The sequence below is a fragment of the Acinetobacter thutiue genome (assembly GCF_030385805.1).
Classification (GTDB): Bacteria; Pseudomonadota; Gammaproteobacteria; order Pseudomonadales; family Moraxellaceae; genus Acinetobacter; species Acinetobacter corruptisaponis.
Window position 1 is genome coordinate 751,845 of the sequence record NZ_JAUDZE010000001.1, and the last position, 14,110, is coordinate 765,954.

Sequence of the window (14,110 nt, forward strand, 5' to 3'; positions counted from 1 at the left end):
TTGTATCCACATGCAACAGAAACAACACTATCCACTTGGTGCCCATCTAATTGTTAAACATTTTGGTTATAGCCATCATGGTATTTATGTAGGCCGTGGGCGAGTGATTCACTATTCAGGCTTTGCCCATATTTTTAAGAAACGGCCGATTGAAATAACCTCACTGCAACGTTTTTCACATGGAAAAACAATCCATATCAAGAATTATCCATCCCCTCGCTACAAGGCCAAAGCTGTAGTGAAGCGTATGCGTTCACGTATGCATGAAAACCAGTATCATTTGATTATCAACAACTGTGAACATTTATGCACATGGGCAGTTACGGGTATTGAGTCCAGCACGCAGGTTGAGCGTATGCAACGCCGTCTCACGACCATTGGTTATGTCAGCTCAGTCATGAGCTATATGAACAGTATTATGCTGACGATTGCAACGGCGTGTTTTGCAATCGTCCTATATATCAAGATGATGCTGCACAGACAGACGAAAAAGTCTGTTCCCGCATATTTATTACCAAAGGACAAACAAGCTAAGGATTAAAATATGTAGGCGTAAATTCAGGTTGTTGATTTATTCGGTCTGTAAATTTTGCCATAGGCTATATAAAACATGATCCTGTTTCGGCTTGACTTGTACAAAAGAAAGGCCCTCTTGGCTTTCAGGTGGCATTCTTAATATCTGGGCAATTTTTGTAGTGGATAAACCAAATGGTTCAGCTTCAATATTGGAAAATGCATAAACAATACGGTGAATCCCAGACATACGCATGGCAGCCAAACACATTGGACAAGGCTGCCCACTGGCATATACCACACAATTTTCCAGATTAGGACTTGCCAGAGCTTTTCCTGCTTCACGCAATGCCGATAATTCTGCATGGGCCGTAGGATCATTGGTTAATTTAATCTGATTTACGCCAGTTGCAATCACATTGCCATCTCTTACAACCAATGCGGCAAAAGGCCGTCCACCTGACCGTGCATTTTCCAAAGCCAAATCAACTGCCTGTTGTATGAAATCCTGATCAACCATGTGCATGCCCTAAGCTAAAGAATAATGGATCGTTTAATCCTGATTATAAAATCAAATTCACACAATTATTCATCCTATCAGATTAAATACAAAAACCTAAGCTATCCTACTCCACAAAGCCATGATGGATGGATACCATGAAACAATGATTTATCGTTTATATTCATTCCATACATACATTGGGAAATTTTATTAGGACCAAACAAAACATGAACTTTCATATTCGAAATGAACAAAGATCCGATATTCAGGCTATTTTTAATTTAACTGAGGTTGCTTTTAAAGATCAGCAATATTCCAGCCATACTGAACAATTTATAGTGAATGCGCTGCGTAATTCAGGTCAATTAACCCTTTCACTGGTTGCTGAATATAACGATGAAGTGATTGGACACATTGCATTTTCTCCTGTTTCCATTTCAGATGGATCAACAGGTTGGTATGGTCTCGGGCCAGTTTCAGTTCTACCTAAGTATCAAGGACAAGGTGTTGGCTCGAAGTTAATCAATGATGGTTTAGCTGCATTGAAGAATTTGGGAGCAGCAGGATGTGTATTGCTTGGTGAACCTGAATATTATGGCAGGTTTGGCTTTAAAGCAGATTCAAGACTGGTTTTAGAAAATGTACCTGCTGAATATTTTCAGGTGCTTGCTTTCTCCGAAACCATCCCAACAGGTAGCGTTGTTTATGCCGAAGCTTTTAACGCAACAGCATAATATTGAATCAATACACCAAATTTACACGTAAGATTAAAAAAGCTCAGGGATTAATTCCATGAGCTTTTTTATCAATCTAAGATTGGTTTGATATTACTTTGCAGCAGTTGCTTCAGTGGTAATATTGACAGTGATCTTGTCACCTACATTAGGCACATAGTTTCCGATGCCAAATGCAGAACGGTTAAATGATGTTGTCGCATTAAAACCAATCGCTGGCACTTTCGCCATTGGGTGCTCGCCTTGTTTATTAAGCACAGCATCCAAGACTACAGGTTTGGTCACACCTTTTACGGTCAAATCACCTGTAATTTTAAAGTGCTTTTTGTCCTTAGTTTCGACTTTGGTACTTTTAAAAGTAATGTTTGGATATTTCGCAGCATTAAACCATGCTTCTTCCTGGAATTCTTTATCCAAGGCAGCAACATTCGTATTTACACTACTTAAAGGAATAGTCACTTCAACAGAAGAATTTGCTGGTTTTGCATTATCAACTTTAATTACACCCTGAATATCGGTGAAATTTGCACTTGGTGTAGAAAAACCAAAATGGTTCCAGCTAAACACGGTGGCGGTATGGGTTGGATCAATTTTATAGTCAACTGGTGCAGCCAAAGCGACTGAACTTGCGATGGCAACTGCTAAACCGAGGCTTAATGTTTTAAACTGCATTTTTCGTATCCTTGTTTGATATGTTGTTTAGTTTATAGATCACATAATTTTATTCACCATTCTTTATAAAACGATATGTTTCACCAGTGCAACAATAAAAGCGTTACAGTTGTTACGTAAAACGAATATCATAAGACTATTCGGTACTATACATATTGTCGCTAAAACGACATCATCAATTGACATACTTTTATTCAGATTTTTAAAGATAAACAACAAGGTAGAATATGACACATACTGTTCAGGCCCAAAATACCCCAACCCCTTATCGTGTAACGCTTACAGATTCTTCTGGCCATACCTGGTATGGAGATGAACCAACAGACAAAGGGGGTCAAGACTCAGCCCCTAACCCAATCCAACTGCTACTTTCAGCTTTAGGTGCGTGCACAACCATTACACTGGAAATGTATGCAAACCACAAAGGAATTAAACTTGATCATGTGCAGGTTGATTTGGCCTTAAACCCAAATGGTGAACCAGAATCAGGCCAAAACAATATTGAGCGTAAAATTACGCTAAAAGGTGAATTTACTGAAGAACAGCATAAACGCTTATTAAAAGTTGCGGAAAGTTGTCCTGTTCATAAATTATTAACGTCTAATATTTCGATTCAGACTACCTTAGATATGTAAGGCTGATTTCAATGAGTCTCCCATGTATTGAGAGACTCAATTAATTCTCAATAAAGAACCACTGATCAGCAATATAATTATCCGCTTCATCTTCTGGATCGATATAACAGATTTTTACCCCTCGTTCATACATATTCTCAGGAATTTGCAGGTTCCAACTTTTAGCTAGACTTAAATCATCTGCCAACACATATTGAGAATCATATCTATCTGCTGATAATGTATGTGCATTAAAATAATCTTCATCTAAATATAAGCAAATCTCACTAGAAAACATATGTGGCTGTTCAATCATACAGACCACTTTACAGAATTTTAACCCTTGAGGTTTTGCTTCAATTAAATATTGGCAAACATTGATCAGGTATTGCGCACATTCTGCCTTAATTTCTTGCTGTGCATGTTTACCCTCAACCAGATTCATTGGAACAGGTATTTTCCAGTTATAGTACCGATCATGATATTCAGTTAAATCAGGAAAGTTGTTTTTAAATCGCTCACTCCAGTGTCTAAGATTTCTTAATTTACGCGGGATTCCCCGTTCTTTTTTATCTGATAATGCTAACCGTCTCATTTTTATATTCCATTTGATCAATACAAAAAAAGCGCTCCTATTGGAACGCTTCTTGTAGCACTTAAATCATTAAGCAGTCAGTTCGTTAACCGCAGCAACAACTGCTTCAGTGGTGATACCAAAGAACTGGAATAAGTCTTTTGCAGGCGCAGACTCGCCATAAGTGGTCATACCGATCACTTTGCCATCTAAACCAACAAATTTCCACCAGTAGTCTACATGAGCCGCTTCAACTGCAACACGCGCACGAATATGTGCTGGTAATACCACTTCACGATAAGCAGCATCTTGCTTCATGAACTCTTCTGCACATGGCATAGACACGACACGCACCCCATCAAGTTGTGCATATGCTTCCATTGCTAATGAAACTTCGGAACCTGTTGCAATGATAATTGCTTTCAACTCACCTTTTTCTTCAGCAAGGATATAACCACCTTTTGCAACGTTTTGAATTTGTGCTTCAGTACGTGCCTGGAATGGCAAGTTTTGACGAGAGAAAATGAGTGCAGATGGACCATCTTTACGCTCAAGCGCAGACTTCCAAGAAATTGCAGCTTCAACCGTATCACATGGACGCCATGTATTCAGGTTTGGTGTACCACGTAAAGATGCAATTTGCTCGATTGGTTGATGCGTTGGACCATCCTCACCCAAACCGATAGAATCGTGTGTATACACATGAATCACACGTTGCTTCATCAATGCAGACATACGTACCGCATTACGTGCGTATTCCATAAACATCAGGAATGTTGCAACATAAGGAACAAAACCGCCGTGTAAAGCAATACCGTTCGCAATTGCGGTCATACCAAATTCACGAACACCATAGTAAATATAATTACCTGCTGGATTTTCCTGTACGCCTTCACACCCTTTCCAAAGTGTCAGGTTTGAACCCGCCAAGTCAGCAGAACCACCTAATAATTCAGGAAGTAAAGGACCGAATGCCTGTAAGGTATTTTGGCTTGCTTTACGTGTTGCAATCGTTTCCGCTTTTGCATTTGTTTCAGCAATAAATGCGTCTGCTTGTGCAGCAAATTCAGCAGGTAAGTCACCATTGATGCGACGTAATAATTCAGCCGCTTCAGTTGGATATTTTGCCTGATATTGAGCAAACAATTCATTCCAGGCAGCTTCAGAAGTTTGACCTTTTGCTTTTGCATCCCAAGCCGCATACACATCTTCAGGAATTGCAAACGCTTCTTCGGTTGTCCAGCCAAGCGCCTGACGGGTTAATACGATTTCGTCTTTACCGAGTGGCGCACCGTGGCAATCTTCTTTACCTTGTTTGTTTGGTGAACCCAGACCAATAATCGTTTTACAGATAATAATTGTCGGCTTGTTAGTTTCAGCTTTTGCTTCAACAGTTGCCTGACGAATTGCAGCAGCATCATGGCCATCTACACGAAGCACTTGCCAGCCGTAGGCTTGGAAACGTTGTTCAGTATCATCGCTGAACCAGCCTTCAACTTCACCATCAATTGAGATACCATTGTCATCATAGTAAACAATCAGCTTACCTAGACCCAGAGTACCTGCAAGTGAGCACACTTCATGGGAAATACCCTCCATCAGGCAACCATCACCCAGGAAGCAGTAAGTGAAATGATCAACAACATTTAAACTATCTTTGTTGAACTGGGCAGCCAACGTTTTTTCAGCCAAAGCGAAACCAACCGCATTGGCAATCCCCTGACCTAATGGACCAGTTGTGGTTTCGATACCAGGCGCATAACCATATTCAGGGTGGCCTGGTGTTCTAGAATGTAATTGACGGAACTGCTTTAAATCTTCAATAGATAGATCATAACCAGTTAAATGCAACAACGCATACTGCAACATAGAGCCATGGCCATTCGATAATACAAAACGGTCGCGGTTCGCCCATTGTGGATTGCCTGGATTATGATTTAGAAACTCACGCCAAACCACGTCAGCGATATCTGCCATCCCCATTGGCGCACCAGGATGCCCTGAGTTTGCCTGTTGCACAGCATCCATAGCCAAGACACGAATTGCATTTGCAATACGACGTTCATTTAAAGGGGTTGTCATAAGTCAGATCCAATCAAATCAATGAGGTAAATGAAGATGAAAAGTCATCTATCAAAAATTTAGCCTATTGTCTTAAAAAAATGGCATGGGGTAAAGCTTAATACACGATATTTCTGTTTTTTTACTTATCTATAAACTTAGGTAACGCTTCATTTGAGAATCCAGGAAATAAAAAGTGTAAAAATATCTCAATCTTTAAGCATCTCTGCCAAAGATCAATGGCAAATATCAGTTTTACTGATGCTTATATCAATAAAAACACAATGAAAATGAAATAAATTCATGCTTTTTAGTCAGCTTGCGCTAGTCCTATACGCCAAGTCGATGTAACATACTCTGTCTTTTTGAAAATAACCATGATAGGACGTTCATGCGCGAGTACGCTGTTTTTACTTCAGAATCTGTAAGCGAAGGTCATCCAGACAAAATGGCTGACCAAATTAGTGATGCCATTTTAGATGCAATCCTAAGAGAAGACCCGTATGCGCGTGTCGCTTGTGAAACATTAGTAAAAACAGGTGCGGTTGTTCTTGCTGGTGAAATCACAACCACAGCAAATGTCGACTTTGAGGCGATTGTACGTCAAACCGTCAATGGAATTGGCTATCATCATTCTGATTTAGGTTTTGATGGTTCCACCTGTGCCGTGATTAATATGATCGGCAAACAGTCTCCTGAGATTGCGCAGGGTGTTGACCGCCAAAAACCTGAAGATCAAGGCGCGGGTGATCAGGGCTTAATGTTCGGTTATGCAAGCCATGAAACTGAATTTCTAATGCCTGCACCTATTTCTTATGCCCACCGCTTAATGGAGCGTCAGGCTGAGTTACGCCGTTCAGGGGTTTTACCGTGGTTACGTCCAGATGCGAAAAGTCAGGTAACCTTTGCCTATGAAAATGGCATGCCTGTTCGTTTGGATGCGGTTGTGCTTTCAACTCAGCATGATCCTGAAATTAGCCAAGCTAATTTAAAAGAAGCAGTCATTGAAGAAATTGTTAAGCCGATCATTCCTGCCGAAATGTTCCATGCAGGTACAAAGTTTCACATCAACCCAACAGGTATGTTTGTGATTGGTGGGCCTGTAGGTGATTGTGGTTTAACAGGTCGTAAGATTATTGTAGATACCTATGGCGGTATGGCTCGTCACGGTGGTGGTGCTTTCTCTGGTAAAGACCCATCGAAAGTTGACCGTTCTGCCGCGTATGCAGGTCGTTATGTTGCTAAAAACATTGTGGCTGCTGGCTTAGCAGATAAATGTGAAATTCAGGTCAGTTATGCCATCGGTGTTGCAGAGCCAACCTCCATTTCAATCAATACATTTAATACAGGCAAAGTGTCAGATGAGTTGATTATCCAGCTTGTTCGTGAACACTTCGACCTACGTCCATATGGTATTACCCGTATGTTGAACCTGATTCAGCCAATGTATAAGCAAACTGCTGCTTATGGTCACTTTGGTCGTGAGGGTTCAGACACTGCATTTACATGGGAAAAAACCGATAAGGTTGATGTGTTAAAAGATGCGGCTGGGCTGTAACGCCTTACCTCATTTTAAAAGCTCGCTCATCGCGAGCTTTTTTATACTCATCAACTATCTGCTTGAATCGGTATTGTCCTGTTTAAAAATTTCAAACAATGATGTTTTTTGTACAGGCTGTTCCTCTTGATGATGTTGTGAATATAAATGTGCAAGCTTTACAATGACCACAACCGCAAAACAGGCAGCCAAACAGAACATCCATAAGCCATACGGGCTTCGGATATGCTGAGAACCACAGTAAGGACACTCCTTATCTGTTGAGGCGACAACCTTGTCACAACATGCACAATGATATTGGTATAACATCATTCATTCCTCCTTTATTATTTTTTATTTTCTTTTCACAGCAACTTTTACTGTCACAGTTTTATCCTATGAGAAAAAAAATGAGAATACAACCGAGTTTCTGAACCAGTTCTTTCAAATTAACAAAATTTTATGTCAGTTTTGTGAGTGCATTGTTCTAAAAAACGTATTAGAAACGATATTATTTTGATCTTGCACAGCATTTGCTAGAATACATTTTTAATCATTTCGGACACATGGTTATGACTCAATTGATCAACAAGGGTGGATTTCGCGAACGTGCAAACCGCACTCGTAAATACAAACAATCTGAAAATGAATTAACGACACTGGTTCCAAACCAATATCGTGCTGGTTTAAAAGAAACAGACCAACATACCCAGCCAGAGCAAAAAAAGGACAGCCCATCTAAAAATAGGGCATAAAAAAGCACACTGTTTGAAAGTGTGCCTTTATTAAAATTAACACTAATTAATTCACATCTTTAAATTCAATTTTCTTCTGCTCAGGTTTCACTTCACGTGCTTCCCCGTCAATAACAGTTGAATCACGATATTGCCCGCCACCTTGCTGATTTTGCATATCCTGCATTTGACGCATAAGATCAGCAAATGGATTCTGTCCACCAGCCGCACCGCCGCCCATTCCACCCATCATTTGATCCATCATGGCTTGTTGACGCTTCGCCATCGTTTTCATGAGTGCATTGCGGAAAGCAGTTTGAACGGCTGGAATAAGCACCAGTACAGCCAGTACATCGGAAATCAAACCTGGTAACATTAGCAGAAAACCAGACATTGCAATTGCCAGCTTCTTGGTTACTGCTGGATCACCCCCAAGCTGTCCAGTCATCTGCATTTGCTGTAATTGCGGCATAATGTTGGAGGTGCTTGAGCGAACAAGGTTCAGACCAATGAAAAATGCAATGATGAACCAGAAAAAGACATACCACATACTTCCAACGAGGTCGCCCACGCCAATCCATACTAAAACTTCAGCAATTGTGCCAAATACCACGATAAGAAGTAGATTCATGTCAAATCTCAAAATTAAAAACTTGTGCAAAATACTGGTCAATTAGGCTGACACAATACATAAAATGAATTCAATAAATAAGTTGATGGGTACTTTTTTCAATTTATCAAGTGCTGTTAGTGTGAGCTGCATAAAAAAGCTCCCAATTAAATCATCACTAATTGAGAGCTTAGGCTTTCTTTAAAGATCAACCACAGCTTGCATTGCTGATTTTTTTAGTTTGTGGATCAATGGTCACCGTCACACGATTTTCCCGATAATCCATTGTGACTGGTTGGTTTGGCCCAACACTACGAACAATTTCAGATTTGGTTTTTTGCTTGATTTGTTCTTCACTTAAACCTGACTGACCAATCAATTTTCGTGCTTCATCCGCCAAGCATTTGGGTTGATTAGCACGGAAGAATTCCCATTCTTCAACAACCTGACCATTGGCCAACTTACAATAGCCAACCTGACCATTGGCTTCATTTCTGATCTCTAACTGGCCACCCTGCTCTACACAAAACTTGCTTGCTGGATTTGCCATACCAATTTTTGGTGGAGTGAACTCTTTATCTGGAGTAGATGAACACGCTGTAAGTGAAGTCAGGATTAAACTTAAAAATAGAAATTTTTTCATAAGTTTATATTCTTGCAAAAATGTAAAGATAACAAATAAATCAAATTATTATGTCTATTATTTGAAACAATAAGATATTTTTCACACTATATTTAATTTAATAATTTTTGGGGTTGTACTAGGACGTATCCTCATTAGAGGAATTATTTTTAAAGAATTAAAATATCTCTTAAATTTATTTTTATTTCTATATTATTCAATAAAATGTACTCTTATCACCGATGATATTTGGCAGAAAATTCAGGATACAACATGGTTGCATGATTGTTACTGTTCAAGGAATAGTAGAAATATTATGGAAGCCATCTTGTGGAAATTACGTACAGATGCCACATGGCATGATATTCCTCGGGAACTTAGTCCTAAACTCCTATAATCGCTTCAATCGCTGGACAAGTATAATGGATTATGGGATATTTTTTAGATTAAGAGGCATTCTGGAACAGGAATGAATATTTATTGACGGAAGCTGCATATGCTTGCATCAGCATGCAAGTAGAGTTCAGCATGGTTTCGAGCAGGCAATTGGACGATCATGCGGTAGACGAACAACAAAAATACGTCTTGCAACTGACGCGAATGGATTACTGATTGATTTTAAAATCACAGGAGATGAAGTCCACGAGATTCAAGTTGCAAAACAATTGATGATCAGAATATTTGCGAAACTTCCCTCTTTGTTGATCCGTATAGCCTGTATATTTATTTGGCGAAAAGCCAAATGAAAGTACATCTAGTACAGTCCTTTTTTAATACTTAATAACATAGAAAAAAGAGCACTAAGGTGCTCTTTTTTACTACTAATTTCAAATCAATTAAAGGCTTTAAAACGTGCTGCATCGTCCATATAAGTTTTTTCACCTGCTGGTGCCTCGATGGAACCAAATACAAGCTGGGCACGTAATTTCCAGTTTGCTGGAATATCAAAATTTTCAGCCACTTCAGCATCAATGATTGGATTGTAGTGTTGTAATGAAGCTCCTACACCAATTTCAGACAATGCAGTCCAGGTTGCAAACTGAGCGATTGCACTTGAATGTTCTGACCACACTGGAAAATTATCAGCATACAATGCAAATTGCTCTTGTAGGCCTTTTACAACATCCTGATCTTCATAGAATAGTGCTGTACCAAAACCTGCTGCAAAGCTATCGATTTTTGCACTCGTATTTGCAAAAGCTTCTGCTGGCACCATTTTACGTAAAGTTTCACGTACGATTTCCCAGAATTTCGTATGAGACTCACCATATAAAGTCACTACACGTGAAGTCTGTGAGTTAAATGATGATGGGCTGTGTTTTACAGCTTCACGAATGGTTTCTTCAATTGTTGCCTGGTCAACTGAAAGGTTTTTACCAATTGAATAAATGGTACGGCGTGATTTAATACTATTTAAGAAGTTACTCATGTTGTTATTCCTACTTTGTGCTCTTTGGGTATTATCTTGGATTGAATGTAGTGTATAACGACACATTTTTTTGGAATAGACTAAAAAATATGACAGATCGTTTTATTTTTGAAACAACTAAAAAAATCAACTTAATTGATCTGTTTTAGGATAAGTATTTAATATTTTCAATACATAATGATGTGCTAAGTATCCTCGATAAATTTCAAATAGAACTAAACCCAAGCATAGTAACATTGTAATATAGATATCAAAGCGAGTAATGAAATCTGATGTTTTCACTATATAAATCAAAAAATGTAATATAAACAAAGAATATACATAAAGAACTTTTTGATATATTGGATGATCAAGTGCCAATTCTCTTGCTTTTAACAACACATCTTCTTGTTGATAAGGCTCTAGCTTCATCAAAGGTGTGAAATGGTAAACTAACGGAATATATATTCGTTTGTTATTACGCGCGGTAATGTTTTGCTGCTCCGCTTGCTGAATAATTTGTTCTGCTAGACGGTTAGCTTGCTCTTTATCTAAGGCCATGGTCGCCCTCATTTTTTATTAATTATCTGTGTTTTCTCAATTAAAGTAGGAAAAAGCCTCATTGTAAAAGCTTCTTCCTTATTTACGGCAATTACTTATCCGTCTCAAACAACGCAGCAACGAAAGACTTAGCGGAGAAAGGACGTAAGTCATCAATCTTCTCGCCCACACCAATATAACGAATTGGCACATGAGTACGGCTTGCGATATTGAATAACACACCACCTTTGGCTGTACCATCCAGCTTGGTAATGGTAATACCAGTTAAACCCACTGCTTCGTCAAAGAGTTGAACCTGATTAATGGCATTTTGACCTGTACCCGCATCTACAATCAGCATGATCTCATGTGGTGCAGTTACGTCAATCTTCTGCATAACACGTTTAACCTTTTTCAGCTCTTCCATTAGGTTGGCCTTATTTTGTAAACGCCCTGCGGTATCCGCAATCAGTACATCAATGCCTTTGGCACGTGCACTTTCAAATGCATCAAAAATTACTGAAGCACTGTCCGCCCCATGTCCTTGAGCCACTACAGGAATGTCATTACGCTCACCCCAGATTTGTAATTGCTCAGTCGCTGCTGCACGGAACGTATCGCCCGCAGCAAGCATGACTTTCTTGCCCTCACCCTGTAAACGCTTGGCAAGCTTACCAATGGTCGTGGTTTTACCCACACCATTTACACCCACCATCAAAATCACATAAGGCGTTTTATTCGGGTCAATATGCAGGGGCTTTACACGTGGCGCAAGTAAGGCAACCAGTTCTTCCTGTAGAGCTTTATACAGTGCATGTGAATAAATCAGGTCTCCACGTGCAGTTCTTTCCGTCAAATTGGCGATAATGGTTTTGGTTGCATCTACACCAATGTCTGCAACCAGTAACTGCTCTTCGACCTCTTCCAGCAGTTCATCATCAATTTCTTTACCACCAATCAGGATATTGACCATACCATCGGTAAAGCTACGACGGGTTTTGGTTAGGCCATCTTTCATACGACCAAAGAAACCAGTGGATTTTGTGTCATCTTCCTCAACGACTGGCGTTGATGGTTGTTCTACAGGAGTAGGTGCAGATGTTTCAACTGTGGTTTTTACAACTGGCTCAATAATGGGAACATCGACAGCAGGTAAACTCGGTAATGTGACATCATCATCACCGATGTCAGCATCTATCAAGAATTTATTTTGCATATTCGATTGCTGTTGCATGTCGATTCCTTGAGAATAAAGCAGCTTTTTAAAAAGATTGACAGTCTAGCACAAATTGTTTTCTTTTTCCCGACTGGGCCAAATCATTCATTTATAAATAAAAATGAGTCGATTAAAACTTACTCATCCTCTTGTTTCATTGCTGGATATTGTTTAATACGGTTTGATTCAAATTGATAGGCATTCAAAAGCTTTAGGTAGTCTACGCGACGAATACTGGAATGTCTTAAAATAACTATCGCCATGTGCTGTGTTCTGGGATGGCTGGCTTGTTGTGAAAACTGAATAACCTGTTGATATTGCATTATATTGACAGGGCGTTGCAAGGCATTATAGGCAACGATAAAAATTAAAAAAAGTATTACTGCGACCAGAATATTACAAAATTGATCGACTTTTGTCCCAAACCGAGACTTTAAAACCTGATGTTTAGAAAATAAAGACAACATAACTTACCTCAAAGCTATGAAGTAGTGTATGTGTCTGGTTCATTAAGGACAAGCCTAACGTTCAATAAGTCACAATGAAACAACTTATTGAACGTCCAGAAACTTTATCAATAATTAACCAAGGTACGGACAAAAGCGAAATATAGAATAAAAGCAATGATCACTAAGGTAATAAAAATTGCAAACATCCCTACACCGCTCTCTGCATCGGCTGGGTGCAATTCATCATCATCGGCAATATTTCTTAGCTCGCCATCATAAATCTTGTAAAAGCGATCCTTTTGCTCAGGGCTTAAATGGCTGGCAAAATCATAGACACGCTTGCGCTGGGCCAAGCAATAATCACCAAGATGAATTTCCTGATGGAAAATGGCTTCATCCAGTAATTTACGGTGATGATGAGCCAAAGTGATAATCTGGCTCTCTAATGGTGGAACATCAATGCTTACACCATCAATTACATTTGACATATTGTTCTCCTTTTCTCTTATTCTCACTTTGATTTTACTTAAAATTATTTGCGACAAATGTTTAATCGTGTAAGCTTTTATTTACGAAATGACACGCAATATATTTGACAATTCAATCAATTTTGTCATAATACTTTAACAATTCAAAGTTAAAGTAGCTTAAATTCAAAGTAGAGTTTCTTTGAATAGAATTTGCGGTAATCATAATTAAAATAAGGAGTTATTATATGATTCAACATTTTACACACCATGAACTAGAGCATGTATATGCCAATGCGGTAAATACAATTCAATCACAAAAAAACTTTCAGGATGCAGTGAAAGAGCTTGAAGAAGTAGCGAAAGCAGGTCACGGCAAAGCGGCATTATTTTTGGCAGAGTTGTATTATCAAGGCTTCCGAGTCGAACGTGATTCCCTAAAAGCACAGTATTGGCAGAAGATGGCAACCCTACAAGCATAAAGAAACGTCCTTGCGCTACATCAAAGCTTTAATCGCTTTGATCTGCTCAGGTGGCGTTTTTTAATACTTATGATAAAGCAGACTATACACTTCGTTTATCTTAGCTCTGTGTCAAAGCTTTAAATGCTTTGACTTTCTCAGTACCGCTTTTTAATGCCTGCGCAAAATCCGTTCCTATCTTTTTTATCCTATGTAATCGTTCGTCACTTTACATTCCATTTATCTTATACACGCCAAAGTGTTAATCTCATCAAAGTATCAATCACTTTATCTTACTATTTTGCATTTTCTTAATACATACAATATTTGCTTACGATTTAGATGAATTGTTTAAACATAAATGACATCTAAATTTCTTATAATAAAACATAAGTT

Annotated in this window: 19 protein-coding genes; 7 read left to right on the forward strand and 12 right to left on the reverse strand. The window is 38.9% G+C overall.

Annotated features, from left to right (window positions below):
• Window positions 1-10: 10 nt before the first annotated feature.
• Window positions 11-541: a lecithin retinol acyltransferase family protein gene (locus QTA56_RS03700; protein ID WP_267979595.1), complete on the forward strand. Its 531-nt coding sequence runs from the start codon at window positions 11-13 to the stop codon at window positions 539-541.
• A 30-nt stretch (window positions 542-571) separates the two neighbouring features.
• On the opposite strand, the gene QTA56_RS03705 is transcribed toward QTA56_RS03700, so the two are convergent.
• Window positions 572-1,033, reverse strand: a complete 462-nt coding sequence (locus QTA56_RS03705; RefSeq protein ID WP_267979596.1) for a nucleoside deaminase — start codon at window positions 1,031-1,033, stop codon at window positions 572-574.
• A 209-nt stretch (window positions 1,034-1,242) separates the two neighbouring features.
• Here QTA56_RS03705 and QTA56_RS03710 point away from each other — a divergent pair, with 209 nt between their 5' ends.
• Window positions 1,243-1,749 (forward strand): GNAT family N-acetyltransferase, encoded by a 507-nt coding sequence (locus QTA56_RS03710; protein WP_267979597.1) that lies wholly within the window; start codon window positions 1,243-1,245, stop codon window positions 1,747-1,749.
• A gap of 93 nt (window positions 1,750-1,842) precedes the next feature.
• Here QTA56_RS03710 and QTA56_RS03715 read toward each other — a convergent pair whose 3' ends face one another.
• Window positions 1,843-2,421, reverse strand: a complete 579-nt coding sequence (locus QTA56_RS03715) for a YceI family protein (protein ID WP_267979598.1) — start codon at window positions 2,419-2,421, stop codon at window positions 1,843-1,845.
• A gap of 227 nt (window positions 2,422-2,648) precedes the next feature.
• Between QTA56_RS03715 and QTA56_RS03720 the strand changes: the two genes are divergently transcribed.
• On the forward strand, window positions 2,649-3,056 hold the full coding sequence (locus tag QTA56_RS03720) for an OsmC family protein (RefSeq protein ID WP_267979599.1): 408 nt from the start codon (window positions 2,649-2,651) through the stop codon (window positions 3,054-3,056).
• Window positions 3,057-3,096: 40 nt separating this feature from the next.
• Here QTA56_RS03720 and QTA56_RS03725 read toward each other — a convergent pair whose 3' ends face one another.
• Both QTA56_RS03725 and tkt read right to left on the reverse strand, forming a co-directional pair.
• Window positions 3,097-3,630: a DUF3916 domain-containing protein gene (locus QTA56_RS03725; RefSeq protein WP_267979600.1), complete on the reverse strand. Its 534-nt coding sequence runs from the start codon at window positions 3,628-3,630 to the stop codon at window positions 3,097-3,099.
• 69 nt (window positions 3,631-3,699) lie between these two features.
• Window positions 3,700-5,691, reverse strand: a complete 1,992-nt coding sequence (gene tkt / locus QTA56_RS03730) for a transketolase (RefSeq protein WP_267979601.1) — start codon at window positions 5,689-5,691, stop codon at window positions 3,700-3,702.
• A gap of 370 nt (window positions 5,692-6,061) precedes the next feature.
• Between tkt and metK the strand changes: the two genes are divergently transcribed.
• Window positions 6,062-7,228 carry a methionine adenosyltransferase gene (metK, locus tag QTA56_RS03735; protein WP_267979602.1) on the forward strand — a complete coding sequence of 389 codons (1,167 nt, stop codon included), beginning with the start codon at window positions 6,062-6,064 and terminating at the stop codon, window positions 7,226-7,228.
• A gap of 54 nt (window positions 7,229-7,282) precedes the next feature.
• On the opposite strand, the gene QTA56_RS03740 is transcribed toward metK, so the two are convergent.
• The gene (locus QTA56_RS03740; RefSeq protein WP_267979603.1) at window positions 7,283-7,540 is read right to left on the reverse strand and encodes a hypothetical protein; all 258 of its coding nucleotides are present in this window, start codon (window positions 7,538-7,540) and stop codon (window positions 7,283-7,285) included.
• 239 nt (window positions 7,541-7,779) lie between these two features.
• Here QTA56_RS03740 and QTA56_RS03745 point away from each other — a divergent pair, with 239 nt between their 5' ends.
• The gene (locus tag QTA56_RS03745) at window positions 7,780-7,962 is read left to right on the forward strand and encodes a hypothetical protein (protein WP_267979604.1); all 183 of its coding nucleotides are present in this window, start codon (window positions 7,780-7,782) and stop codon (window positions 7,960-7,962) included.
• A gap of 46 nt (window positions 7,963-8,008) precedes the next feature.
• On the opposite strand, the gene QTA56_RS03750 is transcribed toward QTA56_RS03745, so the two are convergent.
• Window positions 8,009-8,572, reverse strand: coding sequence for an FxsA family protein (locus QTA56_RS03750; RefSeq protein WP_267979605.1), 564 nt, complete (start codon window positions 8,570-8,572; stop codon window positions 8,009-8,011).
• A gap of 187 nt (window positions 8,573-8,759) precedes the next feature.
• Window positions 8,760-9,194, reverse strand: a complete 435-nt coding sequence (locus tag QTA56_RS03755) for an I78 family peptidase inhibitor (RefSeq protein WP_267979606.1) — start codon at window positions 9,192-9,194, stop codon at window positions 8,760-8,762.
• 458 nt (window positions 9,195-9,652) lie between these two features.
• Here QTA56_RS03755 and QTA56_RS18255 point away from each other — a divergent pair, with 458 nt between their 5' ends.
• Window positions 9,653-9,919: a hypothetical protein gene (locus QTA56_RS18255; RefSeq protein ID WP_411956079.1), complete on the forward strand. Its 267-nt coding sequence runs from the start codon at window positions 9,653-9,655 to the stop codon at window positions 9,917-9,919.
• An 86-nt stretch (window positions 9,920-10,005) separates the two neighbouring features.
• Here the strand turns inward: QTA56_RS18255 and QTA56_RS03760 are convergent, their stop codons facing one another.
• From QTA56_RS03760 to QTA56_RS03780, 5 genes are all read right to left on the reverse strand, one after another.
• A complete protein-coding gene (locus QTA56_RS03760; protein WP_267979607.1) occupies window positions 10,006-10,602 on the reverse strand; it encodes a nitroreductase family protein in 597 nt (198 codons plus the stop codon).
• A 126-nt stretch (window positions 10,603-10,728) separates the two neighbouring features.
• Window positions 10,729-11,142, reverse strand: a complete 414-nt coding sequence (locus tag QTA56_RS03765; RefSeq protein WP_267979608.1) for a hypothetical protein — start codon at window positions 11,140-11,142, stop codon at window positions 10,729-10,731.
• A 91-nt stretch (window positions 11,143-11,233) separates the two neighbouring features.
• The gene (gene ftsY, locus QTA56_RS03770) at window positions 11,234-12,355 is read right to left on the reverse strand and encodes a signal recognition particle-docking protein FtsY (RefSeq protein ID WP_267979609.1); all 1,122 of its coding nucleotides are present in this window, start codon (window positions 12,353-12,355) and stop codon (window positions 11,234-11,236) included.
• A gap of 119 nt (window positions 12,356-12,474) precedes the next feature.
• Window positions 12,475-12,804, reverse strand: a complete 330-nt coding sequence (locus QTA56_RS03775; RefSeq protein ID WP_267979610.1) for a hypothetical protein — start codon at window positions 12,802-12,804, stop codon at window positions 12,475-12,477.
• 107 nt (window positions 12,805-12,911) lie between these two features.
• A complete protein-coding gene (locus QTA56_RS03780; RefSeq protein WP_267979611.1) occupies window positions 12,912-13,274 on the reverse strand; it encodes a hypothetical protein in 363 nt (120 codons plus the stop codon).
• Window positions 13,275-13,501: 227 nt separating this feature from the next.
• Here QTA56_RS03780 and QTA56_RS03785 point away from each other — a divergent pair, with 227 nt between their 5' ends.
• Window positions 13,502-13,735 carry an SEL1-like repeat protein gene (locus tag QTA56_RS03785; RefSeq protein ID WP_004680917.1) on the forward strand — a complete coding sequence of 78 codons (234 nt, stop codon included), beginning with the start codon at window positions 13,502-13,504 and terminating at the stop codon, window positions 13,733-13,735.
• Window positions 13,736-14,110: the final 375 nt, after the last annotated feature.